The following is a 22405-nucleotide window of genomic DNA, read 5'->3' as shown; positions in this document are numbered from 1 at the left end:
GCGTCTTGGCGATGCGGTGTCAGCGCCGCGCCAGGATCGCCTCCACTTCACGTTGCACGAACGTGTCCGGCTCGCCGGTCGCGCGACAGATCCAGGTTTCGTGCGTGAGCTGGCGTTCGATCGAGAAGCCCGAGCTGCGCAGCATCGCGAGCACACACGCATCGTTGGGCGCCCACCAGTTGGTCGGATCGCCTGCAAGCCGGTGCTCGATGAAGGCCATGCGCGGCCAGCCCTGCGCGCGCAGCAGGTCGCGCTCGTCGAGTCCCACGTCGGGCGGTGCGTGGACCTGCTCGGTCTCCGGCATCGTCATCGTCTGCAGCACCATGCGGTCGGCCGCCTTGCGGCGCACCAGGTCCAGCGCGAGCAGCGGATGGCGCAGGTGGTAGAGCACGCCCATCAGCCAGACCCAGTCGAACCGGCCCGGGAGGTCGGCCACCTCGTAGACCTGCATTCGCCGGAACTCGATGCGGTCCTGAAGGCCGTACTGCGCCGCCGCCCAGCGGGCCTGGTCGAGGTAGTGGGGATCGATGTCGATCGCCGTCACCCGCGCGCCCCGCCGAGCCAGTTCGAAACTGTAGAAGCCGGCATTGCATCCGATGTCGAGCACCGTCGCGCCATGGAGGTCTTCGGGAATGTGGGGCGCGATCTGCCGCCATTTGAATGCCGGAAAATCGCCGTACTCGTGATGCGGCGCCGTCTGCACTCCGCCGGGAAGATGAAGGTTGTGGAACCACGGGCCGAGCTCGCGGATCGCCGCCTCGACGCTGCCCGATGCGCGCGCGTGCATGTTCACTCCCGCTGCACGAACTTGAAGAAGCGGCTCACCTCGCCGTCGGCCGTCTTCTCCTGGTATAGGAAGGCGAGCTTCTCCTCGTCGAACTTCTCGAAGAAGTCCTCCCACTCGATCTGTTCCAGGTCCTCGTCGTCGCGGAACATGATGCGCAGCAGCCCGGCTTCCTCGCCGCGCTCGGCGGTGCCGCGCACGGTCGCGGGAAAGCCGTCGCGCGCCTCCGTCCAGCGACGGATCTCATTGTGGTCGGTGGTCTGATGGGACGAATGCTTGCTCATGCGATGTCCTCCTGTTGCCGGAAAGGCGTGGCGACGTGGCGCGCGAACGCCGCGCCGCCGCGCGTTCGAAATACGTGTGCAGCGATTGCGCGCGATGCGCGGGGGTGTGCTCGGCGAGGAAACGCGCGCGTGCGGCGAGGCCGATCCGGCGTCGCATCGCGTCGGGCATCCCCTGCACCCAGTGCAGTGCCTGCGCGCCGGACTGTGCGATCAGGATCTCCTTCCCCGGCGCGAACAGGGCGTCCAGGCCGGTCCATGGGTCGGACACGATGGGCGTGCCGCACGCGGCGGCCTCGAACAGGCGCACGCTCGGCGAATGCCCCATCGCCACCATGTCCGCGCGCGTCACGTTCAGCGTGAAGCGCTGGAGGTTGTAGAAGCCCCGATGGCCCGACGGCGGCAGATGCTCGATGCGTTCGACATTGCGCGGCCATTGCACGGTGTCCGGATACTGCGGGCCGGCCACGACGAAGCGGCCTTCGTCCCACGTGCGCGCCGGCTGCAGCAGCAGGCGATCGAGCATGGGCTGGCGATCGTCGCTGTAGGTGCCCATGTATCCGAGGTCGTACTCCACCTCCCGCTCCTCGGGGAAATAGCGCTCCGGATCGGCCGAGCAGTACAGCGGCACCGCCATGCGTGCGCCATAGCGCTGCTGGAGCGTGTCCAGCGCCGGGCCGCCGCTGAACGACAAATAGAGGTCGTAGCCGGCGATCGCCTCCGCATCCACGTAGGCGCAGCGCCCTTGTGCGAGCGCGGCTAGCGTCACCGGCGTATCGATGTCGTAGAACGCGACGACGCCGCGCGCGGTGCGCTGCGCCCAGCGGCCCACCTCGGTGCCCTGCGGCACGTAGGACCCCACGATCACGAGATCGGCATTGGCGACGTCATCGGCGTGGTGGTCCTGCAGTGCGTCGAGGTCCGCGTACAGCGAAAGCCGCCCGGGCAGTTCGTCTGCCGCGTCCTGGTTCTGCGCGTACCACGGCACGTCGCGTTCGAGGAACAGCACGCGATCGCCGCGCGCCTCCAGCGCGCCGAGCAACGCGCGATACGTCGTGGCATGGCCATTGCCCCACGCCGAACGCAGGCTCAGGCCGATCACGACGGTGTCCAGCGGCGCGCCCTTCATGCCGCCGCGCGCAGGCGCGCCTCCAGCAGCGATTCCAGCTGCACCGCGCGATGCGCATACGTGTGCTCGCGCAGCATGCGCGCCCGCGCACGCTCGCCGATCTGGCGCGCGAGCACGGGGCCGATGGCACGAAGGTGCTGGTTGACCTGCTCGGCGCTGTCGGCGATCAGTACTTCGCGCCCGGGTTCGAGGAACATCTCGATGCCGTCCCACGCATCGGTCATCAGGCACGCGCCCGCCCCGGCCGCCTCGAACACCCGCGTGGGCGGCGAGAAACCGAACCTCGCCATGCTGTCGCGGTTGATGTTGAGCACCATGTGCGCGCTGCAGTTGAACGCGTTGTGATCGCGCGTGGGTACGTGGCCGAGCCGCGTGACGTTGCTGGGAAGATCCTCGTCGTCCCATCCGCTGCCGCCGAGCAGGTAGTCGAACTCCGGCGCCTTCCGCGCGGCGTCGAAGAAGAAGCGGTGCACGCGCTGCTCGCGATCGGGAAGGCGGTTGCCGAGGAAACCCAGGTCCGCGGCGAAGCGATGGTCCATCGGCACCGGGTGGTGCGTATCGGGATCGAGCGCGTTGTAGATCGGCACGCATTCGCGCGCATCGAGGCCCAGGTAGGCGTCGATCACGCGCTGTCCGCCGCCGTAGGTCAGCACGAGGTCGTATCGCGGAACGTGCGCACGCAGCGGGTCCTGCGGGTTCGACAGCATGCGCTCCAGCGTCGCGGGCGCGTCCACGTCCCAGAACGCGACCCACGTCGACGGCGAGCGCAGCGCCAGCACCTCGCGTTCGAGGAACTCGTCGAACACGCCGACGCCGCTGGCCTTCACCACCAGGTCCGCGCCGCGCGCCTGTTCGAGCGCGCGCGCGGCATCGGCCTCGCCGTTGGCCGGGTACACCACGACGTCCGCCCACTCGGGATCGTCCATGTCGCGATGCTGTTGCCGCTCGAACGCGTCGGGTTCGAAGAACGTCACGCGATGGCCGCGCTGGTGAAGCGCCCGCACGATGCCGCGGTAATAAGTGGCCGCGCCGTTCCAGTACGACGACACGAGGCTGGAGCCGAAGAAGGCGATGCGAAGGGGGCTAGGCATGGGACAGGCTCCGGGACGTGGAACGAGCGGGTGTGTCGGCGGATGCGGCGAGCGACGACACGATGGAAAGCAGTTCGTCGACGCGGTGCACACAGGTGTGTCGCGCGAGGACGGTGGCGAGCCCGTGTGCGGCGAGTTCGCTCACCGAGGATGGATCGGCCACCAGCATGCGCAGGTGCTCGCGCATCTGCGCGCCGTCGCGTGCGACCAGGAAATCGCGACCCGGCGCGAACAGGTGCTCGACGTCATCCCACGGCGCGCTTACGAGGGGAATGCCGCAGGCGAGCGCCTCGAACACGCGGATGGTCGGAATGCCCGGCAGCAGCCGCGCGTAGGGACGACGCGGCACGTGGACCGTAGCCGTGTAGCGCGCGAACACCTCCGGCACGCGCCAGTTCGGTAACCAGCCGCGGTACTCGATGTCGGCTTCACGCAGCATCGCCAGCGCATGCGCCGGATAGCGAACGCCATGCAGGCGTGCGCGCAGGCCCAGTTCGCGGACCGGCTCGACGAGGTATTCGCGCAGCTCAGCCTCGCGTTCGTCGTCGCCCCAGTTGCCGATCCACACCAGATCGCCGTCGGGTTCGTCCGGCTTTTTTATCGGATGGAACACGCGCGTATCGGCCGCTTCGTGCCACGTGAACGCACGTTCGCACCAGGCGTTGTCGAGATAGCGCTGCCGCACGGCCTCGCCAAAGGCGAGCACGCCGTCGTAGCCACGCAGGTCGTAGCGCGCCATGTCATCGGGCGCGCTGACGCTGCGATGATGGGTGTCGTGGAAGAAGACGCGGCACGCTGCCGGCGCGCGGTTTCCGATGTCGGCCACCAGCGAGGGCTCGTTCCATTCGTGAACAAGCGCGACGTCCGCGCCATCCAGCGCTTCGTCCACGTCGAACCGGTCACGCCGGTAACGGTGGCTGCGCAGCTGCGGATAGCGCGCCTGCCACTGCGCGATGGCGTCCTCGCCGTGGTCGGCGACGAGCTGTGCGACGCTCCACGCATCCTCGGGTTCGTACACCTCGACCTGGTGCCCGCGCGCTTGCAGTTCGGCCACGACGCCGCGCAGGAAATGCGCATTGCCATGGTTCCAGTCGGACACGAGCGAGTGATAGAACAGGACGAACTTCATGGATGCGCTCCTGCGCTGACGACCACGGCGTGGTTGCGGTTCTCTGGCGCGCTGCGGCGCTCCAGCAGTTCGACATAGGCTTCGCGGTACTGCACGGCCATCGCACGCGGCGTGTAGCGCGCGGCACGGCGGCGCGCCTTGCGCGACAGCGCATGGCGCAGCGGTTCGTCGTCAATGAGGCGAAGCAGCGCATCCCGGAGCCCGTCGGCGTCCCCGGGCGCCACGAACGACGCGGCATCGCCCCACACTTCCCGCAGGCTCGGGATATCGCCGAGCACCAGCGCGCACCCCGCCTGCGCCGCTTCGAGCACCGACAGACCGAACGGCTCGTAACGTGCAGGCAATGCATAGACCGCGGCGCGGGCCATGTAGGCGCGAACGGCGTCTTCTTCCAGCGATCCCAACGCGCGCACGTTTCCGAACGTGGCCGTGCTTCCGTCACCGGGATGGCGCGCATCGCCGGCGATGCAGACCGGCCACGGCAGGTCCGGCGCGATCCTCGCCAGCGTCTGCAGGTTCTTCGCCTCGTCCCACAGGCGCCCTGCCGCGAAGACGAACGGCTCCTTGCTTGCCTGCCCAGCGCAGGCGGTCCGCCCGTTATGGATGACCTGCGTCGATGCCAGAGATCCGTGCTCGCGCACGAGCGCATGGCTCATCGCGTGCGAGGGCGCGACGACGTGGTCGGCCGCATGCAAGGTCGCCGCGACGTGCTGCCGGTAGCGGTACCACGATGCGGGCGCGGCTTCGCCGTGCACGGCGCGCCACCACGAGCACACGCACGAATGCGCCGTGACGACCACCGGGCAGTGCCAAGCCACATCGCCCTGCGACAGATCGTTCAGATGCACGACGTCGGGTCGGAACTCGCGCGCCAGCGCTTGGAGCCATGATCCTGCGGCGTGCAGATCGCGCCATGGATCCGGCATCCAGACCAGCTTGTACGGCAAGGCGCGCAACGTGAGTCCAGCGATGCTCGCCGCCTGCGCACGCTGCGCGGCATCGAGCTCGCGGCCAGTCGCAGCAAGGAGCACGCGATCGCCGTGCGCGCAGAGCTGTTCGCACAATTCCATCGCGAACGTCCACACGCCGCCGATGGTGTCGGCGGTCATCATCACGCGCAGGCGCTTAGCGGCCATAGATCGCATCCACCGTCTGCGCGACATCGACCAGCGTGCGGGATTGCGGGTCGAATCCTTCGCCGGCCTGCACGCGGCGCGTCCATTCGATCAGCGCCCGTCCGCCCCACGCGTCGGGCGGAGAGGCGATGCGGGTCGTGCGCGTCCCTTCGAACAGGTCGACGGTGAGTCGTAGAAGGAACCCGCGACATTGCGGATCGCCGCGCCGCCGCGCGTGCCGTAGAAGGCCGCTTCGATCACCGCATCGCGTCCGGCAGGCAGCCGCCACGAACAGGCCATCCGCACGCTCGCGTTGTTGTCGAGCTGCCACTGCGCGGTCGCGTAGTCCTCGACTTCGCGCAGCGGCGCGAGCAACGGCCGGCCACCGGCGTGCAGCATCGCGCCCAGCTCCGAGTGCCCCATCGAGTCGCACAGCCATTGCGCGAGATCGATGAGATGGATGCCCAGGTCCATCACGCATCCGCCGCCGGACTGCGACAGCTCGTAGAACCACGGTTTGTCGGGCCCGTAGGCGTTATGGAACTGGAGATCGACCGCATGGACGTCGCCGAAGTCGCCGCGCTGCATGCGTTCGCGAAGATCGGCGACGCCGTCGAGATGGCGGTAGCTGAAATCGACCGCGAGCAGGCGATCGGCGCGACGCGCCGCCTCCACGACCTGCCGGGCTTCCAGCGCTGTGCGCGTGAGCGGCTTCTGGCAGAACACCGCAAGCCCGCGATCGAGCGCGGCGATCGCCTGCACCGCGTGCGCCCCGCTGGGCGTCGCGATCACGATGCCGTCCAGATCGTCCATCGCCAGCAGCTCGTCGATGGTGCGACAACGCCTCGCGTCCGGTGCGTGCAGCACCGCTCGGGCGAGGCTCTCGGGATTGCTGTCGGCGATGGCGCCGATCGTCGCGGTGCCGCTGTCGGCCAGCACCTGCATGCGCTGGCAGCCGATCCAGCCGAGCCCCAGAAAGCCCAGGCGCGGCGCCTGCATCGCAGGGTGAAGTCGTGCGTTCATGCGATCACCGCCGCTTTGAGGAATCCGTCCGGCCGCGTCGACAAGGTGTGGAACGCGTCGCCGATACGGTCGAGGGCGAAGCGGTGTGTGATCAGGGAAAACGGATCCAGACGTCCCTCCTCCACCGCATCCATTGCCTCGCGCAGACCGCGCGACGCGACGGCGGAATCGCGCTCGTGTGCGTTGATCACGTCGAGGCCGCGCCAGTTCCACTGTTGCATGTCGACCTGCCGCGGGCCGTCCTGGTGGTAGCCGGCGATCATCAGCCGCCCGCCTTCGGCGCTGATCCCGCTGGCGATGTCGAGCGTCGCCTGCTCGCCTGCCGCTTCGATCACGCGCGCGCATCCCCCGCCGCCGCTGAGTTCGTTGACCGCACCGATGGCGGCATGCACGTTGGCGGTGTCGAACACGTCGCTGGCGCCGCAGCTGCGTGCCACGTCGCGCGCGAACGGACGTCGCGACAAGGCGAAGACGCGTGCGCCCGCATGCGTCGCAAGCTGGATCAACAACGCGCCGATGAAGCCCACGCCGACGATCGCCACCGTCTGGCCCGAGCGGATGTCGCTGCGTCGCCAGATGTTCATCGCGCAGGCGAGCGGTTCACCCGGCAATGCGCGCGACGCCGCGATGGATGGCAGGCGCGCCAGGGATTCGGGCCGTGCGATGTCGTACTCGGCATAGGCGCGGCCGGAAAGCAGCGCAACGCGATCACCGGGACGCCACTCGTGCACGTTGTCGCCCACCGCGTCGACCTCGCCCCAGCCCTCGTGCCCGGGGGCTCCGGGATCGAACGGGTACTCGAACCACGGTCGTCCCGCCCACACGGGGAGGTTGGAGGCACACACGCCGCAGCCGTGCAGGCGTACGCGCACCTCGCCCTTCGCGGGTTCCGGTCGCGACGTGCGCGCGACGCGGACGCGTTCATCGCCGTCGAATACCGCCGAGCGCATCGTGCTCATGCGGCGTGCGTCCGTGACGTCGCCGGCACGCGCGCCTGCGACGGCATCGTCGTCTCGACCAGCCACTCGTGCAGCCGCGCGATGCCCTCCTGCGCATCCACCGCCGGTGCCCATCCCGTTGCGCGCCGGAATGCCTGCGTGTCGGACACGTACCAACGCTGGTCGCCCACGCGCCACGGCCCGTATTCGATCTGCGGCGCGCGGCCCGTGAGCGAGGCAATGGTGCCGAGTACCTCGCGCAGGCTCAGCGCATTCGGCGGACCGCCGCCCATGTTGAACGCACGCCCGGCGAGCTCGTGCATGCGCGCCTGGCATCGCACGAACGCGTCAGCGAGGTCCGTCGCGAACAGGATGTCGCGCACCTGCCGGCCGTCACCGTAGATGGTGATGGGCTCGCGTCGGAGCGCGCAGCGCAGGAAATGCGCGACCCAGCCCTGGTCCTCGTTGCCGCACTGGTGCGGCCCGTAGATGCAGCTCATGCGGAACAAGGCCGCGGGCAGCCCGAAACTGCGCGCGTAGTCGAGCACGTACTGGTCCGCGCCGCCCTTCGAACAGCCGTAGGGACTGTGGAAATCCAGCGGTCGAGTTTCGCTCACACCCGCGCCGCGCAGCGCCTCGTCGCTTGGCGCGTAGCGGTCGCCGGCACGATCCAGCGCGATGTCGTCCAGCGCGCCGTAGACCTTGTTGGTGGAGGTGAAGACCAGCGACGGCGGCGTTTCCATCGCGCGCATCGCTTCGAGGACATTGAGCGTCCCGCCCAGGTTGGTCTCGAAATCGTCGCGTGGATCGACCAGGCTCGACGTCACCGCGACTTGCGCGGCGAAGTGGAAGACCTGCGACGCGTCCGCCACGAGGCCACGCACACGCCCCGCATCGCGCACGTCGCCGATCTCGATGGCGACGCGATCGCCGAAGCGGTGCCACAACCAGTGCGCATTCGCCTCCACGCCGGGACGCGACAGGTTGTCGAAGACGACGACGCGCCGCCCCGAGTCCAGCAGCCGTGTCGCCAGGTTCGTGCCGATGAAGCCGGCGCCCCCGGTGATCAGCACCGGGCCTTCGTTCGTGGGCTCGTGCAGATGCGTTCGTGCGTTCATCGCTGCAACCCCCGGCTCGCCAGCTCGGCTGCGGCCACGTCTACGCGATCCACCGCCTGCTGGTCCTGCATCCATTCGACAAGTTCGGCCAGGCCCTGCTCCAGCGTCACGCGCGGCGCGTAGCCGAGCAGCTCGCGCGCCAGCGTGATGTCGGCGAAGCAGTGCCGGATGTCGCCGACGCGGAACTGGCCCGTGATTTCCGGCGGCAGGGCGTCGACCTCCAGCGCTTTCGCCATCGCGTGCGCGACCTCGGCAATCGACACCGACACGCCACTGCCTACGTTGATCGCGCGACCGGTGGCCGCATCCGACTCCAACGCGAGTCGGCATGCGCGCGCGATGTCGCTCACGTGGACGAAATCGCGACGCTGGTTCCCGTCCTCGAAGATGCGCGGCGGTTTGCCGTTCATGTACCGCGACGCGAAGATCGCGAGCACGCCGGTGTAGGGATTCGACAGCGCCTGCCGCGTTCCGTAGATGTTGAAGAACCGCAGCGCCGTGGCCGGGATGCCGTACGCCTGCCCGACGATCAGGCACAGCCGTTCCTGGTCGAGCTTGGACAGCGCGTAGACCGACGTGGGCATCGGCGGCTTGTCCTCGCTCGTGGGCACCGGCGTGAGCGGTTCGCCGTGCGCGCGCAGTTCCCAGTCGCCGCGTCGGAGCGATTCGGGATCGCGCTCTGGTGGAGCAACGGCGCGACCGGACGCATCGGCATACAGCCCTTCGCCGTAGACGCTCATGCTCGAGGCGACGACCAGCTTCTTTACCGGCGAGCGCGACAGCGCTTCCAGCAACACGGCCGTCCCGCGATTGTTGACGTCGGTGTAGTGCTCGATCTCGTACATGCTCTGCCCGACGCCGACCGCCGCCGCGAGATGGAACACGCGATCGACGCCTTCCAGCGCCGCGCGAACCGCATCGGCGTCACGGACATCGCCCTGCATGCGCTCGACTTCGTCAGACAGATAGGCCGGCCATTGGGCGTCGTCGCCATGCACCTGCGCGGCGAGCGCATCCAGCACGCGCACCTGGTAGCCATGCGCGAGCAGTTCGTCTGCGAGGTGCGAGCCGACGAAACCCGCGCCGCCGGTGATGAGCACGCGCCCGCGCGATCCCGTGCCGCCGTTCCCGCCCTCATGCGCAGTCACGGTCCACCTCCCGGGCGCGTACGTCGCGCGACGCTTCCTGCGCAGCGAACCACGCGATGGTGCGGCGCAGTCCCTCGTCGAGCGCGACGCGCGGCTCCCAGCCGAGGTGCTCGCGTGCGAGCGAGATGTCGGGACAACGCCGTGTCGGATCGTCGGTGGGTATCGGCTTTCGTACCAGCCGCGAGTGCGAGCCCGTCAGCGAGATGATCCGCTCGGCAAGCTCCAGCACGGTGACTTCCACTGGATTGCCGAGGTTGACCGGACCAGTGAAGCCCGGCGGCGTGGCCATCAGACGCATGATGCCCTGCACGAGGTCGTCGACGTAGCAGAACGAGCGCGTCTTCAGGCCTTCACCGTAGATCGTCAGCGGTTCGTTGCGCAGCGCCTGCACGATCAGGTTCGACACGACGCGACCGTCGTCCTCGCGCATGAACGGACCGTAGGTGTTGAAAATGCGCGCGACCTTGATCTGCACGCCATGCTGGCGGCGATAGTCGAAGAACAACGTCTCGGCGCAGCGCTTTCCTTCGTCGTAGCACGCGCGCGGGCCCGTGGTGCTGACGGCACCGCGATACCCTTCCTTCTGCGGATGCGTTTCGGGCTCGCCGTAGACCTCGCTGGTCGAGGCATGGAAGATGCGCGCGCCGTTGCGATGCGCAAGCTGGAGCAGGTTCAACGCACCCTCCAGGCACGTCTTCAACGTATGCACCGGCTGGGCCTGGTAGTGGATGGGCGATGCGCAACACGCCAGGTTGAAGACGATGTCCGCCGATGCGTCGAAGTGCGCGTCGAATGGCTCGGTCACGTCATGTCGCACGAAGCGGACTCGACCCTCGCCCGTTGTGTCGTCCAGCATGTCGGCGAGGTTGCTCAGGCGTCCTGTCACGAGACTGTCCACCGCCGTCACGTCATAACCGTCCTGTACGAGTCGCCGGCAAAGGTGCGCCCCGAGGAATCCCGCGCCGCCGGCGACCAGCGCCCTGCGACGCACGTTCTTGTTCCGATCTACGCCGTCCATATCCGTTCCCTATGTGCTTCGGGATGCCGCGCGCATCGCTGCACGCGGGCCCGGTGTTCCGGGAGCCGAACGAAGCCCGTGCCGCCTGCGCGGCCGACTTCGTCGGGCTGTCTGATCCGCCAGGTGCGGACGGGGATGACACGTCCTGCGCGCAGCGGGTAACGGGCGGCTGTAGCGTTCTTGTCGTCGCCGGGCACGCCCGACGGACGCTCAACACCGGCCTCGTCCAATACGAGGCGACGGGTCGTTCTTCGTCGCGGATGAGTTCGTCGACACCGCGAGGAAGTTTTCTGCAGGGCGCAACGCCTGCGCACGAACCGTCTTGATTACGGGATTCGATGCCGTGCTGATGTGTAGCCGGTGTCCACCTCCATTACCTGAGTGGATGGGCGACCGGTACGTTGCCACGTCATCGGTTCCGCTTGGTGACTCCAGGGATCGCCCCATCAGGTACAAACCCAGTCTCCCATGCAGGGTTTTAAACCGGCGAGAAGAAAACGGATGGGCTCGACCTACACGACTTTCACACTCTGGCGTCCGTTTCGTTGATGCGCACGATGCGCACATGATCGTCGTCGAGTTCGATTTCGCTCAAAGAGCCGGTGGAAACTTCGATGCGTTGCATGAGATCGAGTGGGATGCCTGCGTAGTACGCGATCGCCGCACGGATGAGATCGCCATGACTCACCACGACGACGCAATCGTGCCGATGACGTGCACGAAGGCGCGACAGTCCGTCGATCATCCGCACCTGCGCCTGCAGCATGCTTTCCCCTCCAGGCACATCCGCGCTGCTGCGGAAACGATTGAAACGCTCGAAGCGCGCGTCGCGCGACAGCGCATCGAAGTCGAGCCCGGTCCATTCGCCGAACTCGATTTCGAGAAATTCTTCACGAGGTTCGACGTCGCGGCCCACTAACGTGGCAATCGCTTCAGCGGTTTCCATCGCGCGTTGCAGCGGACTGCTGTAGATCGCCGACACGGGGAGAACGGCCAGACGCGCTGCAAGCCACTGCGCCTGCACCCGGCCCTCCTCGTTCAGGGCGATCCCCTCGCTGCGACCGGCAAGGCGTTTGCCGTTGGCATCGGTATTGGCGTGGCGTACGAGCAGCAGGCGGGTCATGGCGTACATCAGCGGGCGCGACCGCTGCAGCTTCGACACATTGCGGGGACGGGTCCGTGAAGATCGGCGTACTTACCTTCCATCGCTGCATCAATTACGGCAGCTACTGGCAGGCGCGCTGTCTCGTGCATGGGTTGGGCTCGCTTGGTCACGACGCGGTGTTGCTCGATCACGCCAGTCGGCGCATCGATCGCGCCGAGTGGAAGTGCGCGTTGCGCCCGGTTCCCGAAGCGCGCGCGGATCGGCCGGCTTACCGAAGCAAGATGCAGCGCTTCTTCGAGGCCTTCGCATCGCTTCCGCTGTCGCAGCGGTTTCCGCTCGACGAGCCTGGGCAGATGCCCACTTACGATGCGATCGTGGTCGGCAGCGACGAGGTCTGGAACCTCTCGCATCCCTGGTACGGACGGGTCCCGCTGTTCTATGGCGACGGGCTGCGCGCACCGCTCAAGATCGCCTATGCAGCCAGCTTCGGTCATCACGCCGAACCCGACGGCCTCGACCGCGCGTGGGCACGGCGGCTGCACGACTTCGATGCGATTTCGGTGCGCGATGACGCGTCGCGGTCGATCGTCGCCGGCGCGCTCGCCGCGGAGGTTCCGGTTGTGCTGGATCCCTGCCTCGCGTTCCCACCGGCTCTCGCTGACGCACCGGCCTCAGGCGATGGCCTGCCATACGTCGCCCTGTACGGCCACGACTTCTCGCCCGCGTTCGGACGGGCGGTGCGCGCCTGGGCACGACGTCGCGGCTGGCCGGTCGTCAGCATCGGATACCGCAGCGAATGGGCCGACCGGCAATGGATCGACGCCGGCCCGCATGAGTTCGCCGCCTTCATGGCTAATGCCGGCGCGGTGGCAACGACCTTCTTCCACGGCTGCGTGTTCGCACTGCGCTTCGGACGCCCGTTCGTCTGCGAGGCCTCGTGGTATCGCGGCACGAAGCTGCGATGCCTGATGCATCAGGTCGGTGCAGAACGGCAGCTGGTGGATGGGTCGAGGGCGCTGGACGACGACATGGAGCGGCTGCTCGATGCGCCGCTGCCCGAGGCCTTCGCTACACGCATCGCCGCCCTGCAGCGGTCTTCGCGCCGCTTCCTTCGCGAAGCGCTGCGCGCGCCGGAAGCGGTCGCGTGACTGCGCCGGGCCCGCACGCGATGGCACGTGCAGGCCGCTGCATCGGCTGCGGCGGGTGCGTCGCGCAGACGCCAGTCGGCCACGCGGCCATGCAGTTCGACCGGTACGGGCAGCTGAGGCCGGCGGGCTCGCGAAGCTGGAACGTCGCCGCGTCGGACGTCGTTGCGCAAACCTGCCCGTTCGCTTCCGGCGTCTCCAATGAGGACATGCTCGCGGCCAATCTCTTTCCGGATGCTCCATCGCACGACGTCGCAACAGGTCGCTACGTCGCGGCGTATGTCGGTCATGCCGCCGAACTGGACTATCGCGACCGCGGAAGCTCCGGCGGGCTCGTCAGCTGGTTCGCCTGCGAGTTGCTTCGCACCGGTCGCGTGGATGCGGTCGCGCACGTCCATGCCTGCGACGACCCGGTCGAGAGCGGTCGGTTGTTCGAGTACCGGTTCTCGCGCAGCGAGGCCGACGTAGCCGGCGGTTCGGGCTCGCGCTACTACCCGGTGGAAATGTCCGGCGTGTTGCGGACGATGCTCGAAGAACCGGGTCGCTATGCGGTGGTCGGCATCCCGTGTTTCATCAAGGCCGTGCAGCTGATGCGACGCCGGCATCCGCGGTTGCGCGAGCGGATCGTCCACACGATGGGCCTGTTCTGCGGACACATGAAAAGCGCGCGCTTCGCCGACAGCCTCGCGTGGCAGATGGGCGCGGAGGCGGATGAGGTGCGGCACGTTGATTTCCGCCGCAAGCATCCCGAACGCGCGGCGAACCGGTACCACGCCGAGATCGTGCTGCGCGATGGCCGCACGCTCGGTCGCGACTGGTGGCCGCTGGTGGATGGCGACTGGGGCGCGGGCTTCTTCATGGATGCCGCCTGCAACCTGTGCGACGACGTGATGGCCGAAACCGCGGACATCTCGTTCGGCGACGCCTGGGTGGAGCCGTATTCGTCGGACTGGCGCGGACATAACGTCGTCGTGGTGCGAACGCATGATCTCGACGCGATGCTGCGGCAAGCGCGCGATGCAGGCCGGATCGCACTGGAGCCGGTCGATGCCGGTGTCGTGGCCGCTACGCAGGCCGCCCGTTTGCGACAGCGGCGCGAAGGGCTCTCGTACCGGTTGTCGCGCATCGCCGACGCACCGCCGAAGCGCGTGCCGCCCGATGCGCGCGCTGCCCCGCCGCCGCGACGCCGCATCTACGCGCTGCGTGCGGCGAATTCGCGATGGAGCCATCGCATGTTCGCGCTGGCCCGCGTGACCCGCTTGCGCGCGATCTACCTGCTGTGGGCGCGCGCCGCCCTCACCGTCTACCACGCGTTCGCGTATCGACGTGGCCGCCTTGGCGCGTTCGTCAGTCGGCTCGGGCTTGGATGAATTGCGCCAGTGCGTTCGCAACGCGCTCGACCACGTCACCCCAGTCGCCCGATTCGCGCTGCCGGAACAGGCGCATCGTCGGATACCACGGACTGTCGTCGCGATCGAGCATCCACCGCCAGTCGGGATCGTCCGTGAGCAGCGTCCACGTCGGCACACCCAGTGCGCCTGCCATGTGCGCCGGCATCGAATCGATGGTGATCACCAGATCCATCGCGCGCACGGCACGCGCGTAATCGGTCAGGTTGAGCTCGCCCGGCCACTGGCCGACATCACCAGGCCACCCCGCACGGTGCGGGTCGGGCTGCAGGATGAACCAGTCGATCCCGCGCACTCCGAGCAGGCGTCTTGCGATCGCGTACGGGATCGATCGGCGCGTATCCCACTCGCCCGCCTGCCATACGAGGCCGACGGCCAGTCGGCTCCGATCGCGCGGCATTGGCAGCGGCGACGCGTGAAGGTACGGAATCCGGGACGGCACCGATTCAAGCGTCGTGCGAAACAGGTGCGGCAGTTCCATGATCTCGATATCGACGTCGAATTCGGCTTGGGGCGTACCGTCGTGCAACGGCAGCAGGCGGTCGATGCCATCCACGCGGGCCAGCAGCGGGGTCAGCTTCGCTTGCCCCCACACGATCACTTCGCGCGCGCGTCCACGCAGCATCGGCATGTAGCGGATGAACTGCAGTGTGTCGCCAAGACCGTGATAACAGCGGACGAGCACGCGCTTCCCGTCGATGGCGTCTCCGTTCCACGCGTACTGTTCGTGGCGCGGCCAGTGCCAGCACGATTCGCCGCGACGAGCAGTCATCTGCTCATCCTTGATGCGCCAGGCCTCCTCCCAGCGGCCGGCGCGCATGAGGTCGAGCCACGCATCCGACGTCATGGCCGCGGCAGCCGTCGCGCTCAGGCGTAACGCCGCATCATCGCCGCGCAGAAGTCGGCGAACTCGCGTGGATCCTGCGGTGGGCTCGTGTGGTGCGGCCGCAACCCCTTCGACTCGGGCGTGAAGCAGAAGGTGATCGTCAGGTCGAAGCCATCCAGAGCCGACATCATCCGGTCGAACCAGGCCTCCGCGTCGGGGCGGAGGTGATCGGCCCAGCTCAGCCCCGTGCGCAGACGTCGTACGCCCAGGCGCTTGAGCCAGCCCACGGCTTCATCGAGGCGGGGATCCTCGAAATGGAACCACTGGCAGATGCCGAGTTCAGGCGTGTACTGGCCGAACTGTTCGAGCGCGCGCTTGGGCGTTCCATCTTCGCGAAGCAGGCCCATGTGGAAGTGGCGGTAGTACGACGAGCCTTCCGCTTCGCGATGTCGCGTGGTCGCTTCCCACGCGCGCGGAAGGTCGTACAGGCTGTACCAGTGGATGCGATCGACGCGGCCGCACAGGAGTTCGGCCGAGCGGCGCAATCCGAATTCCTGCACTTCCTCCGCACCGAAACTCGACACGCCCACTTCCGTGACCCACACCGGCAGGCGCGTCACGGCCTCGATTTCCGCGATCTTCTCGCGCCAATCGTGGATCGACCACAGGTTCCAGTCGAGTGGAAAGCCATGCACCGCGACGGCGTCCAGGTCCGCGGTCGCCTCCAGCTCCTGCACGCGGATCATGAAGGCCGGATCGATCGGCGAGATTCCGCCGAGCACGCGCAGCACGTCCGGCCGTTCGGCCTTCACCGCCTGCGCGGCGGTTCGCACCATCTGCGCGTAAAGGCGCCACTCGGGATCGAGTTCCAGATCCCAGTGCGATTTGTTGTTGGGCTCGTTCCAGAACTTGACCGCTTCGATCATGGTTGCGCTTCCATCCTGGTCAGAGCGCTTCGACCAGTTCCTGGTAATAGTCCAGGCCCAGGTGCGTGATGAGGTCTTCGCCCATGAGGTGGCGAAGCGTGTTCTGGAGCTTGATGAGCTGGCGAAAGATGTCGTGTTCGGGACGCAGTCCCGGCGCGGTCTGCGGCGACTTGAAGTAGAACGACAGCCACTCCTGTGTGCCCGACATGCCCGCACGTTTCGCCAGGTCGATGAGCAGCGCGAGGTCCAGCGCGATCGGCGCGGCGAGAATCGAATCGCGGCACAGGAAGTTGATCTTGATCTGCATCGGATAGCCGAGCCAACCGAAGATGTCGATGTTGTCCCAGCTTTCCTTGTTGTCGCCGTGCGGCGGGTAATAGTTGATGCGCACCTTGTGGTAGAGCTCGCCGTAGAGTTCGGGGCTCAGTTCCGGGCGCAGGATGTCCTCCAGCACGCCGAGCTTGGAAACTTCCTTGGTCCGGAAGTTATCCGGGTGATCGAGCACAAGCCCATCGCGGTTTCCGAGGATGTTCGACGAGAACCAGCCGCGGATGCCTAGCGCGCGCGCCTGCAGCCCAGGCGCGAGGATCGTTTTCATCAACGTCTGGCCGGTCTTGAAGTCCTTTCCGCCGATCGGCGTGCCGGTTTTCAGCGCGAGGTCCACCAGCGCCGGGATATCGCAGGTGAGGTTCGGCGCACCGTTGACGAACGGAATCCCCTGCGAGATCGCCGCGTACGCGTAAAGCATCGAAGGCGCGATCGCAGGATGGTTGTCGCGAAGCCCCTGTTCGAACGCGTCGAGCGTGGCGTGCACGTCCTGCTCTTCGAGATACTTCTCGGTGGATGCGCACCACACGACCACAAGCCGGGAGCATCGGTGTTCTTCGCGGAAGCGACGCATGTCCTCGACCAGCGCGTCGACGCGCGCCATTGCATGCGTTTCGGGCTTCACATGCCGCCCGTCCAGATTGGGCACGAAGGCCGGATCGAAGACCGCAGGCATGGGCTTGATCGCGTCGAGGGGCTGCTTCACCGAATCGAGCAATGCGGGATCGAGCACGCGCGCGTTGCGTGCCGATTCGTACACGCTGTCCTGGTAGACGTCCCAGCCGCCGAACACGATGTCGTCCAGCGGCGCGAGCGGCACGAAATCACGGATGCGCGGGCAGCGGTTCTCGGTGCGCTTGCCGAGCCGGATGTTGCCCATCTGCGTGAGCGAACCCACCGGTTGCGCGCCGTGCGTGCGAATGGCTTCGACGCCCGCGATGAACGTGGTGGCCACCGCACCCAGTCCGGGCATCAGGATGCCGAGGCGGCCGTCGGGCGAATCGATTCCAGTGCGCATGAGGCAAGCCGTTCTTCGGGGACGACTTCACTTTGCGAGCGCGCAGGTATGTCACCGTGAAACGAACGTTCAGAGACGTTCACGCCCACGGCGCGCGGTTGATGATGAAGAAGAAGCTGCGATGCGAGGGTGCGCGCGGCTCGCCCCCTGCGGCTTCGAGGAAGAAGAAGACGAAGAAGAAGAGGAAGCACGGAGCTACCGCGGCACGTTCCTGTTGCGCGGCTGGGATTCACTACCGTGTGTCGACGGGCAAGTAGGCCCGGTCCATGCGAGTCCGTCAGGACAGCAAAGTCGCTGGGTTCCCGCTTTCGCGGGAATGACGGAGGGGCTGGTCGCGGCGAGGTCAGCGCACCGCCCGAATCGGATCGGCGGAAAACAAAAAACCCGCGCCATGCGCGGGTTTCTTGTGCCGGGCCCGGAGGCCATTCAGCGTGAATCATTTGGTGCCCAGGAGAGGACTCGAACCTCCACGGTTTTACCCGCTAGTACCTGAAACTAGTGCGTCTACCAATTCCGCCACCTGGGCATCGCGTCGGTGTTTCGCCGAGCGAGGCCGCGTATGTTGCGGTGCGAGGGGCGCCTTGTCAACGCCTCGTCACGAAAATTTTCACTTTCGATCCAGCCACGGCCCGCGGGCGCCGCCGGAACCTGTCCGAACCCGCCGGTCCGGCATTGTCGGCTTGAAAGCCCGGACCGCTCGGGGCTATGGTCGCCGGACATTTTCCTCTGCGGGCGGCGCACCCGGTGCGGCGCCCGCGTTGCTTTGGAGATTTGCAATGTCCGACCCCAAGCCCCCGCTGCTGATGTCGCGCCTGGACGTGGAGCGCATCGAGTCGCTGCTGGAATCCCCCGCCGCTCAGAGCGTCGACACCTCGGCGCTGGAGGCCGAGATCGAGCGCGCGACGATCATCGAACCCGCCCAGATGCCGCCGGACGTCATCACCATGAACTCCACCGCCCGGTTCCTCGACGAGAACAGCGGCGAGGAGCGCGAGATGACGCTGGTGTTCCCGCGCGATGCCGACGGCAGCGCCGAGAAGGTGTCGATCTTGGCGCCGGTCGGCAGCGCCCTGCTCGGCCTGCACGTGGGCGATGCCATCGAATGGCCCCTGCCCGGCGGCCGCACGATCCGCCTGCGCGTGCTTTCGATCCGCTACCAGCCCGAAGCCGCCGGCGAGCTGCATCGCTGAACCGTGCTGCGCACCGCATTTGCGCCGCGCACCGCTTGCACGCGCCGTTAAAATCGACGCATCCCGACATACCCAGGCCCGCATCGTCTAAATGAACGACACCGTCCGACCGGCTTTCCACGGCTTCGAGCAGATCCCGCTGCGCGAATACGCCGAGCGCGCCTACCTCGACTACTCGATGTACGTGGTGCTCGACCGCGCCCTTCCGTTCCTCGGCGACGGGCTCAAGCCGGTGCAGCGCCGCATCATCTATTCGATGAGCGAGCTGGGACTGAACGCGGCGTCCAAGCCGAAGAAGTCCGCGCGCACTGTCGGCGACGTCATCGGCAAATACCACCCGCATGGCGACAGCGCCTGCTATGAGGCGATGGTGCTGATGGCCCAGCCGTTCTCGTACCGCTATCCGCTGGTCGAAGGCCAGGGCAACTTCGGTTCGACCGACGACCCCAAGTCGTTCGCCGCCATGCGATACACCGAAGCCAAGCTGACGCCGATCGCCGAGGTGCTGCTGGGCGAGCTCGGCCAGGGCACGGTCGACTGGACGCCCAACTTCGACGGCACGCTGGAAGAGCCCTCGTGGATGCCGGCGCGCCTGCCGCACCTGCTGCTCAACGGCACCACCGGCATCGCGGTCGGCATGGCCACCGACGTGCCGCCGCACAACCTCAACGAAGTCGTCAGCGCCTGCGTGCGCCTGCTCGACGACCCCGACGCCACCACGCGCGACCTGTGCGAGCACGTGCGCGGCCCGGACTACCCGACCGCCGCGGAGATCATCACGCCGGCGGCCGACCTGCAGCAGATGTACGAAACGGGCCTGGGCAGCGTGCGCGCCCGCGCCGTGTACGTGAAGGACGGCGCGAACCTCGTCATCACCGCCCTGCCCTATCAGACTTCGCCCGGCAAGGTGATCGAGCAGATCGCCACGCAGATGCGCGCGAAGAAGCTGCCGTGGCTGGAAGACATCCGCGACGAATCCGACCACGCGAACCCGACGCGCATCGTGCTCGTGCCGCGCAGCAACCGAGTCGACGCCGAACAGCTGATGGGCCACCTGTTCGCGACGACGGACCTCGAGAAGAGCTTCCGCGTCAACTTCAACATCATCGGCCGCGACGGCCGCCCGCAGGTCAAGGGGCTGAAGGCGCTGCTGACCGAGTGGCTGGCGTTCCGAACCGAAACGGTGACGCGCCGCCTCAAGCATCGCCTCGACAAGGTCGAGCGCCGCCTGCACCTGTTGGAAGGTTTGCTGGTCGCGTTCCTCAACCTGGACGAGGTGATCCGCATAATCCGCACCGAGGACGAGCCCAAGCCCGTCCTGATGAAGCGCTTCAAGCTCAGCGAGGAGCAGACCGACTACATCCTCGAAACCAGGCTGCGCCAGCTGGCGCGCCTGGAAGAGATGAAGATCCGCGGCGAGGAAGACGAACTGAAGGCCGAACGCGAACGCATCATCGCCACGCTGGAGAGCCGCGCCAAGCTGAAGAAGCTGGTGAAGGACGAACTGCTCGCCGATGCGAAGAAGTTCGGCGATGCGCGCCGTTCGCCGCTGGTCGCGCGCGGTGCCGCGCAGGCGCTGAGCGAGACCGAGCTGGTCGCCAGCGAACCGATGACCGTCGTGCTCAGCGAGAAGGGCTGGGTGCGCGCGGCGAAGGGCCACGACGTCGACGCCGCCTCGCTGAGCTATCGCGAAGGCGACGAACTGCTGGCCTCGGCGAAGAGCCGCAGCACGCAGCAGGTCGCGTTCCTCGATTCGACCGGCCGCGCGTATTCGACCGTCGTGCATTCGCTGCCGTCGGCACGCGGCAACGGCGAACCGCTGACGGGCCGCTTCTCGCCCGCGCCAGGCGCGTCGTTCCAGGCATTGGCGAGCGGCGACAACGACACCCGTTTCGTGCTGGCATCGAGCCACGGCTACGGCTTCGTCACACGCTTCGAGAACCTCACCGGCCGCAACAAGGCGGGCAAGGCGATGCTCTCGCTCACGCCGGGCGCGAAGGTCGTCCAGCCGGCGCCGGTGAGCAGCGTCGAACAGGACCGCATTGCCGTGGTCACCAACGTCGGCCACCTGCTGGCGTTCCCGGTAGGCGAGCTGCCGGAACTCGACAAGGGCAAGGGCAACAAGCTCATCGACATCCCGAAGGCGAAGCTCGGCACCGAGCGCGTGGTCGCCGTCGCGGTCGTCGCGCCGGGTGGCACGCTCGTCGTGAAATCCGGCGCGCGCACGATGTCGCTGTCGTTCAAGGACCTGGACACCTACCTCGGCGCTCGCGCGACCCGCGGCGGGCTGCTGCCGCGTGGATGGCAGAAGGTCGAGGGGTTGGGCGTCGAATAACGCTTCAGCCGAAGTCACCGCTTCCGAAGCGTCATCCCGGCGAAAGCCGGGATGACGGCGGCAGTGTCATCGGATCAACAACGCAAGGACGAACGATGCAGCACGACTTCTGGCACCAGCGCTGGGCCGACAACCAGATCGGCTTCCATCAGGACACCCCGACGCCGCTGCTGCTCAAGCACTGGCCCTCGCTCGGCGTCGCACCCGGCACGCGCGTGTTCGTACCGCTGGCGGGCAAGACGCTGGACATGGCCTGGTTCGCCGCGCAGGGCTATCGCGTGCTCGGCGTCGAGTTGTCGCGCATCGCCATCGAAGCGTTCTTCGAAGGCCACGGCGTGACGCCCGAAGTGAGCGAATCGAAGTACGGCACGCATTACCGCGCCGGCGACATCGAACTGATCTGCGGCGACGCCTTCGGCCTGGACGACGCGGCGCTGGCCGGCTGCGGCGCGGTGTTCGACCGCGCGGCCTTGATCGCGCTGCCGGCGGACCTTCGCCAGCGTTACGTACACGAGCTCTATGCGCGGCTTCCGTCGCACTGCCGCGGCCTGCTGATCTCGCTGGAATACCCACAGCACGAGAAGGCCGGCCCGCCCTTCAGCGTGGTCGAGGACGAAGTGCACGCGCTTTATGCGCGTGACTGGCACGTGGAGACGCTGGAGCGGCGCGACATCCTGTCGACGCAACAGCGCTTCATCGACGAAGGCGTCACGGCGCTCGACACGGTCGTGTACCGCCTGTCGCGTCACGAGTAACGCAACGCGACGGGCCGGCATCGCGCCGGCCCGCAAACCTCACGCTTCCGACGGCTTCTGCGCGAGGCGCGCCGTCAGGTAGTTCTGGATGCCCAGGCGCTTGATCAGGCCGAGCTGCTGCTCGAGCCAGTGCGCGTGGTCTTCCTCGGTGTCCTGCAGTTGCACGCGGAGGATCTCGCGGCTCACGAAGTCGCCGACGCGTTCGCACAGCGCCATGCCCTCGGCCAGCGCCGCGCGCACGCGGTATTCGACCTCGAGGTCACGCTGCAGCATTTCCTCGACCGTGTAGCCGGCGACGAACGCGTCGGGCCGCATGTCCGGATCGCCTTCCAGGAACAGGATGCGACGCAGCAGCGCATCGGCGTGTTCGGTCTCTTCCTGCATCTCGTGGTTGATGCGCTCGTAGAGCGACATCAGGCCCATGTCCTCGTAGCGACGGGAATGGATGAAGTACTGGTCGCGCGCGGCGAGTTCGCCACGCAGCAGCACCTTGAGGTAGTCGACGACGTCGGGATGGCCTTTCATGGGGGAAACCTCCTTGCCAGGCGCATAGGGTGCCCGATCGCGGCGGCCCGCGTTCTAATCAGAATCAGTC

At 67.3% G+C, this 22405-nt stretch carries 21 protein-coding genes and 1 tRNA gene; 5 read left to right on the top strand and 17 right to left on the bottom strand.

Features of this window, described 5'->3' with window-relative positions; all coding sequences use genetic code 11:
* Positions 1-19: 19 nt before the first annotated feature.
* The 12 genes from GOY17_RS06275 to GOY17_RS06220 form a co-directional block, all read right to left on the bottom strand.
* A complete protein-coding gene (locus GOY17_RS06275; protein ID WP_157029730.1) occupies positions 20-787 on the bottom strand; it encodes a TIGR04290 family methyltransferase in 768 nt (255 codons plus the stop codon).
* Between the two features lie 2 nt (positions 788-789).
* Positions 790-1068, bottom strand: coding sequence for a hypothetical protein (locus GOY17_RS06270; protein WP_157029729.1), 279 nt, complete (start codon positions 1066-1068; stop codon positions 790-792).
* Entirely contained in the window at positions 1028-2194 is a 1167-nt protein-coding gene (locus GOY17_RS06265) for a CgeB family protein (RefSeq protein ID WP_157029728.1), read from the bottom strand. The genes GOY17_RS06270 and GOY17_RS06265 overlap by 41 nt, the downstream gene beginning before the upstream one ends.
* Complete coding sequence (locus GOY17_RS06260; protein ID WP_157029727.1) at positions 2191-3285, bottom strand: CgeB family protein; 1095 nt, start codon at positions 3283-3285, stop codon at positions 2191-2193. Before GOY17_RS06260 ends, GOY17_RS06265 begins: the two co-directional genes overlap by 4 nt.
* A complete protein-coding gene (locus tag GOY17_RS06255) occupies positions 3278-4414 on the bottom strand; it encodes a CgeB family protein (protein ID WP_157029726.1) in 1137 nt (378 codons plus the stop codon). Before GOY17_RS06255 ends, GOY17_RS06260 begins: the two co-directional genes overlap by 8 nt.
* Positions 4411-5550, bottom strand: a complete 1140-nt coding sequence (locus GOY17_RS06250; protein WP_198173829.1) for a glycosyltransferase family 4 protein — start codon at positions 5548-5550, stop codon at positions 4411-4413. The genes GOY17_RS06255 and GOY17_RS06250 overlap by 4 nt, the downstream gene beginning before the upstream one ends.
* Before the next feature lie 90 nt (positions 5551-5640).
* Positions 5641-6552 (bottom strand): Gfo/Idh/MocA family protein, encoded by a 912-nt coding sequence (locus tag GOY17_RS06245; RefSeq protein WP_198173828.1) that lies wholly within the window; start codon positions 6550-6552, stop codon positions 5641-5643.
* A complete protein-coding gene (locus GOY17_RS06240) occupies positions 6549-7511 on the bottom strand; it encodes an MDR/zinc-dependent alcohol dehydrogenase-like family protein (RefSeq protein ID WP_157029725.1) in 963 nt (320 codons plus the stop codon). The genes GOY17_RS06245 and GOY17_RS06240 overlap by 4 nt, the downstream gene beginning before the upstream one ends.
* The gene (locus tag GOY17_RS06235; RefSeq protein ID WP_157029724.1) at positions 7508-8608 is read right to left on the bottom strand and encodes an NAD-dependent epimerase/dehydratase family protein; all 1101 of its coding nucleotides are present in this window, start codon (positions 8606-8608) and stop codon (positions 7508-7510) included. The genes GOY17_RS06240 and GOY17_RS06235 overlap by 4 nt, the downstream gene beginning before the upstream one ends.
* Positions 8605-9756 carry an NAD-dependent epimerase/dehydratase family protein gene (locus tag GOY17_RS06230; RefSeq protein WP_157029723.1) on the bottom strand — a complete coding sequence of 384 codons (1152 nt, stop codon included), beginning with the start codon at positions 9754-9756 and terminating at the stop codon, positions 8605-8607. Before GOY17_RS06230 ends, GOY17_RS06235 begins: the two co-directional genes overlap by 4 nt.
* On the bottom strand, positions 9743-10747 hold the full coding sequence (locus GOY17_RS06225; RefSeq protein WP_425482290.1) for a UDP-glucuronic acid decarboxylase family protein: 1005 nt from the start codon (positions 10745-10747) through the stop codon (positions 9743-9745). The genes GOY17_RS06230 and GOY17_RS06225 overlap by 14 nt, the downstream gene beginning before the upstream one ends.
* 550 nt (positions 10748-11297) lie before the next feature.
* The gene (locus GOY17_RS06220; protein WP_198173826.1) at positions 11298-11897 is read right to left on the bottom strand and encodes a histidine phosphatase family protein; all 600 of its coding nucleotides are present in this window, start codon (positions 11895-11897) and stop codon (positions 11298-11300) included.
* 56 nt (positions 11898-11953) lie between these two features.
* On the opposite strand from GOY17_RS06220, the gene GOY17_RS06215 reads away from it, so the two are divergent.
* Positions 11954-13027 carry a polysaccharide pyruvyl transferase family protein gene (locus GOY17_RS06215; protein WP_157029720.1) on the top strand — a complete coding sequence of 358 codons (1074 nt, stop codon included), beginning with the start codon at positions 11954-11956 and terminating at the stop codon, positions 13025-13027.
* Positions 13024-14394 carry a Coenzyme F420 hydrogenase/dehydrogenase, beta subunit C-terminal domain gene (locus GOY17_RS06210; RefSeq protein WP_198173825.1) on the top strand — a complete coding sequence of 457 codons (1371 nt, stop codon included), beginning with the start codon at positions 13024-13026 and terminating at the stop codon, positions 14392-14394. The genes GOY17_RS06215 and GOY17_RS06210 overlap by 4 nt, the downstream gene beginning before the upstream one ends.
* Here GOY17_RS06210 and GOY17_RS06205 read toward each other — a convergent pair.
* The 4 genes from GOY17_RS06205 to GOY17_RS06190 all read right to left on the bottom strand — a co-directional run bounded on the left by GOY17_RS06205 (position 14372) and on the right by GOY17_RS06190 (position 18056).
* A complete protein-coding gene (locus GOY17_RS06205) occupies positions 14372-15205 on the bottom strand; it encodes a glycosyltransferase family 9 protein (RefSeq protein ID WP_198173824.1) in 834 nt (277 codons plus the stop codon). The genes GOY17_RS06210 and GOY17_RS06205 overlap by 23 nt on opposite strands.
* A 95-nt stretch (positions 15206-15300) precedes the next feature.
* Positions 15301-16233, bottom strand: a complete 933-nt coding sequence (locus GOY17_RS06200) for a glycosyl hydrolase (RefSeq protein WP_157031616.1) — start codon at positions 16231-16233, stop codon at positions 15301-15303.
* Positions 16205-17530 (bottom strand): inositol-3-phosphate synthase, encoded by a 1326-nt coding sequence (locus GOY17_RS06195; protein ID WP_157029718.1) that lies wholly within the window; start codon positions 17528-17530, stop codon positions 16205-16207. The genes GOY17_RS06200 and GOY17_RS06195 overlap by 29 nt, the downstream gene beginning before the upstream one ends.
* 441 nt (positions 17531-17971) lie before the next feature.
* Positions 17972-18056 (bottom strand) — tRNA-Leu (locus tag GOY17_RS06190).
* A 250-nt stretch (positions 18057-18306) separates the two neighbouring features.
* On the opposite strand from GOY17_RS06190, the gene rnk reads away from it, so the two are divergent.
* From rnk to GOY17_RS06175, 3 genes are all read left to right on the top strand, one after another.
* Positions 18307-18720 (top strand): nucleoside diphosphate kinase regulator, encoded by a 414-nt coding sequence (rnk, locus tag GOY17_RS06185; RefSeq protein ID WP_157029717.1) that lies wholly within the window; start codon positions 18307-18309, stop codon positions 18718-18720.
* Positions 18721-18811: 91 nt separating this feature from the next.
* On the top strand, positions 18812-21055 hold the full coding sequence (gene parC / locus GOY17_RS06180) for a DNA topoisomerase IV subunit A (protein ID WP_115840814.1): 2244 nt from the start codon (positions 18812-18814) through the stop codon (positions 21053-21055).
* 95 nt (positions 21056-21150) lie between these two features.
* Positions 21151-21810: a thiopurine S-methyltransferase gene (locus GOY17_RS06175; protein WP_157029716.1), complete on the top strand. Its 660-nt coding sequence runs from the start codon at positions 21151-21153 to the stop codon at positions 21808-21810.
* Positions 21811-21849: 39 nt separating this feature from the next.
* On the opposite strand, the gene bfr is transcribed toward GOY17_RS06175, so the two are convergent.
* Positions 21850-22335, bottom strand: coding sequence for a bacterioferritin (gene bfr / locus GOY17_RS06170; protein WP_157029715.1), 486 nt, complete (start codon positions 22333-22335; stop codon positions 21850-21852).
* Between the last annotated feature and the right edge of the window lie 70 nt (positions 22336-22405).

The organism is Lysobacter soli, from assembly GCF_009755585.1.
Lineage (GTDB): Bacteria > Pseudomonadota > Gammaproteobacteria > Xanthomonadales > Xanthomonadaceae > Lysobacter_J > Lysobacter_J soli.
The sequence above is the reverse complement of the archived record's forward strand: the minus strand, read 5'-3'. Positions and strand labels throughout refer to the sequence as shown.

Coding starts and splice junctions, on each gene's coding strand:
- GOY17_RS06275 (WP_157029730.1), bottom strand. CDS start 787: ATGCACGCGCGCGCATCGGGCAGCGTCGAGGCGGCGATCCGCGAGCTC.
- GOY17_RS06235 (WP_157029724.1), bottom strand. CDS start 8,608: ATGAACGCACGAACGCATCTGCACGAGCCCACGAACGAAGGCCCGGTG.
- GOY17_RS06195 (WP_157029718.1), bottom strand. CDS start 17,530: ATGCGCACTGGAATCGATTCGCCCGACGGCCGCCTCGGCATCCTGATG.
- GOY17_RS06265 (WP_157029728.1), bottom strand. CDS start 2,194: ATGAAGGGCGCGCCGCTGGACACCGTCGTGATCGGCCTGAGCCTGCGT.
- GOY17_RS06220 (WP_198173826.1), bottom strand. CDS start 11,897: ATGACCCGCCTGCTGCTCGTACGCCACGCCAATACCGATGCCAACGGC.
- GOY17_RS06270 (WP_157029729.1), bottom strand. CDS start 1,068: ATGAGCAAGCATTCGTCCCATCAGACCACCGACCACAATGAGATCCGT.
- bfr (WP_157029715.1), bottom strand. CDS start 22,335: ATGAAAGGCCATCCCGACGTCGTCGACTACCTCAAGGTGCTGCTGCGT.
- rnk (WP_157029717.1), top strand. CDS start 18,307: ATGTCCGACCCCAAGCCCCCGCTGCTGATGTCGCGCCTGGACGTGGAG.
- GOY17_RS06245 (WP_198173828.1), bottom strand. CDS start 6,552: ATGAACGCACGACTTCACCCTGCGATGCAGGCGCCGCGCCTGGGCTTT.
- GOY17_RS06205 (WP_198173824.1), bottom strand. CDS start 15,205: ATGACTGCTCGTCGCGGCGAATCGTGCTGGCACTGGCCGCGCCACGAA.
- GOY17_RS06255 (WP_157029726.1), bottom strand. CDS start 4,414: ATGAAGTTCGTCCTGTTCTATCACTCGCTCGTGTCCGACTGGAACCAT.
- GOY17_RS06175 (WP_157029716.1), top strand. CDS start 21,151: ATGCAGCACGACTTCTGGCACCAGCGCTGGGCCGACAACCAGATCGGC.
- parC (WP_115840814.1), top strand. CDS start 18,812: ATGAACGACACCGTCCGACCGGCTTTCCACGGCTTCGAGCAGATCCCG.
- GOY17_RS06250 (WP_198173829.1), bottom strand. CDS start 5,550: ATGGCCGCTAAGCGCCTGCGCGTGATGATGACCGCCGACACCATCGGC.
- GOY17_RS06260 (WP_157029727.1), bottom strand. CDS start 3,285: ATGCCTAGCCCCCTTCGCATCGCCTTCTTCGGCTCCAGCCTCGTGTCG.
- GOY17_RS06240 (WP_157029725.1), bottom strand. CDS start 7,511: ATGAGCACGATGCGCTCGGCGGTATTCGACGGCGATGAACGCGTCCGC.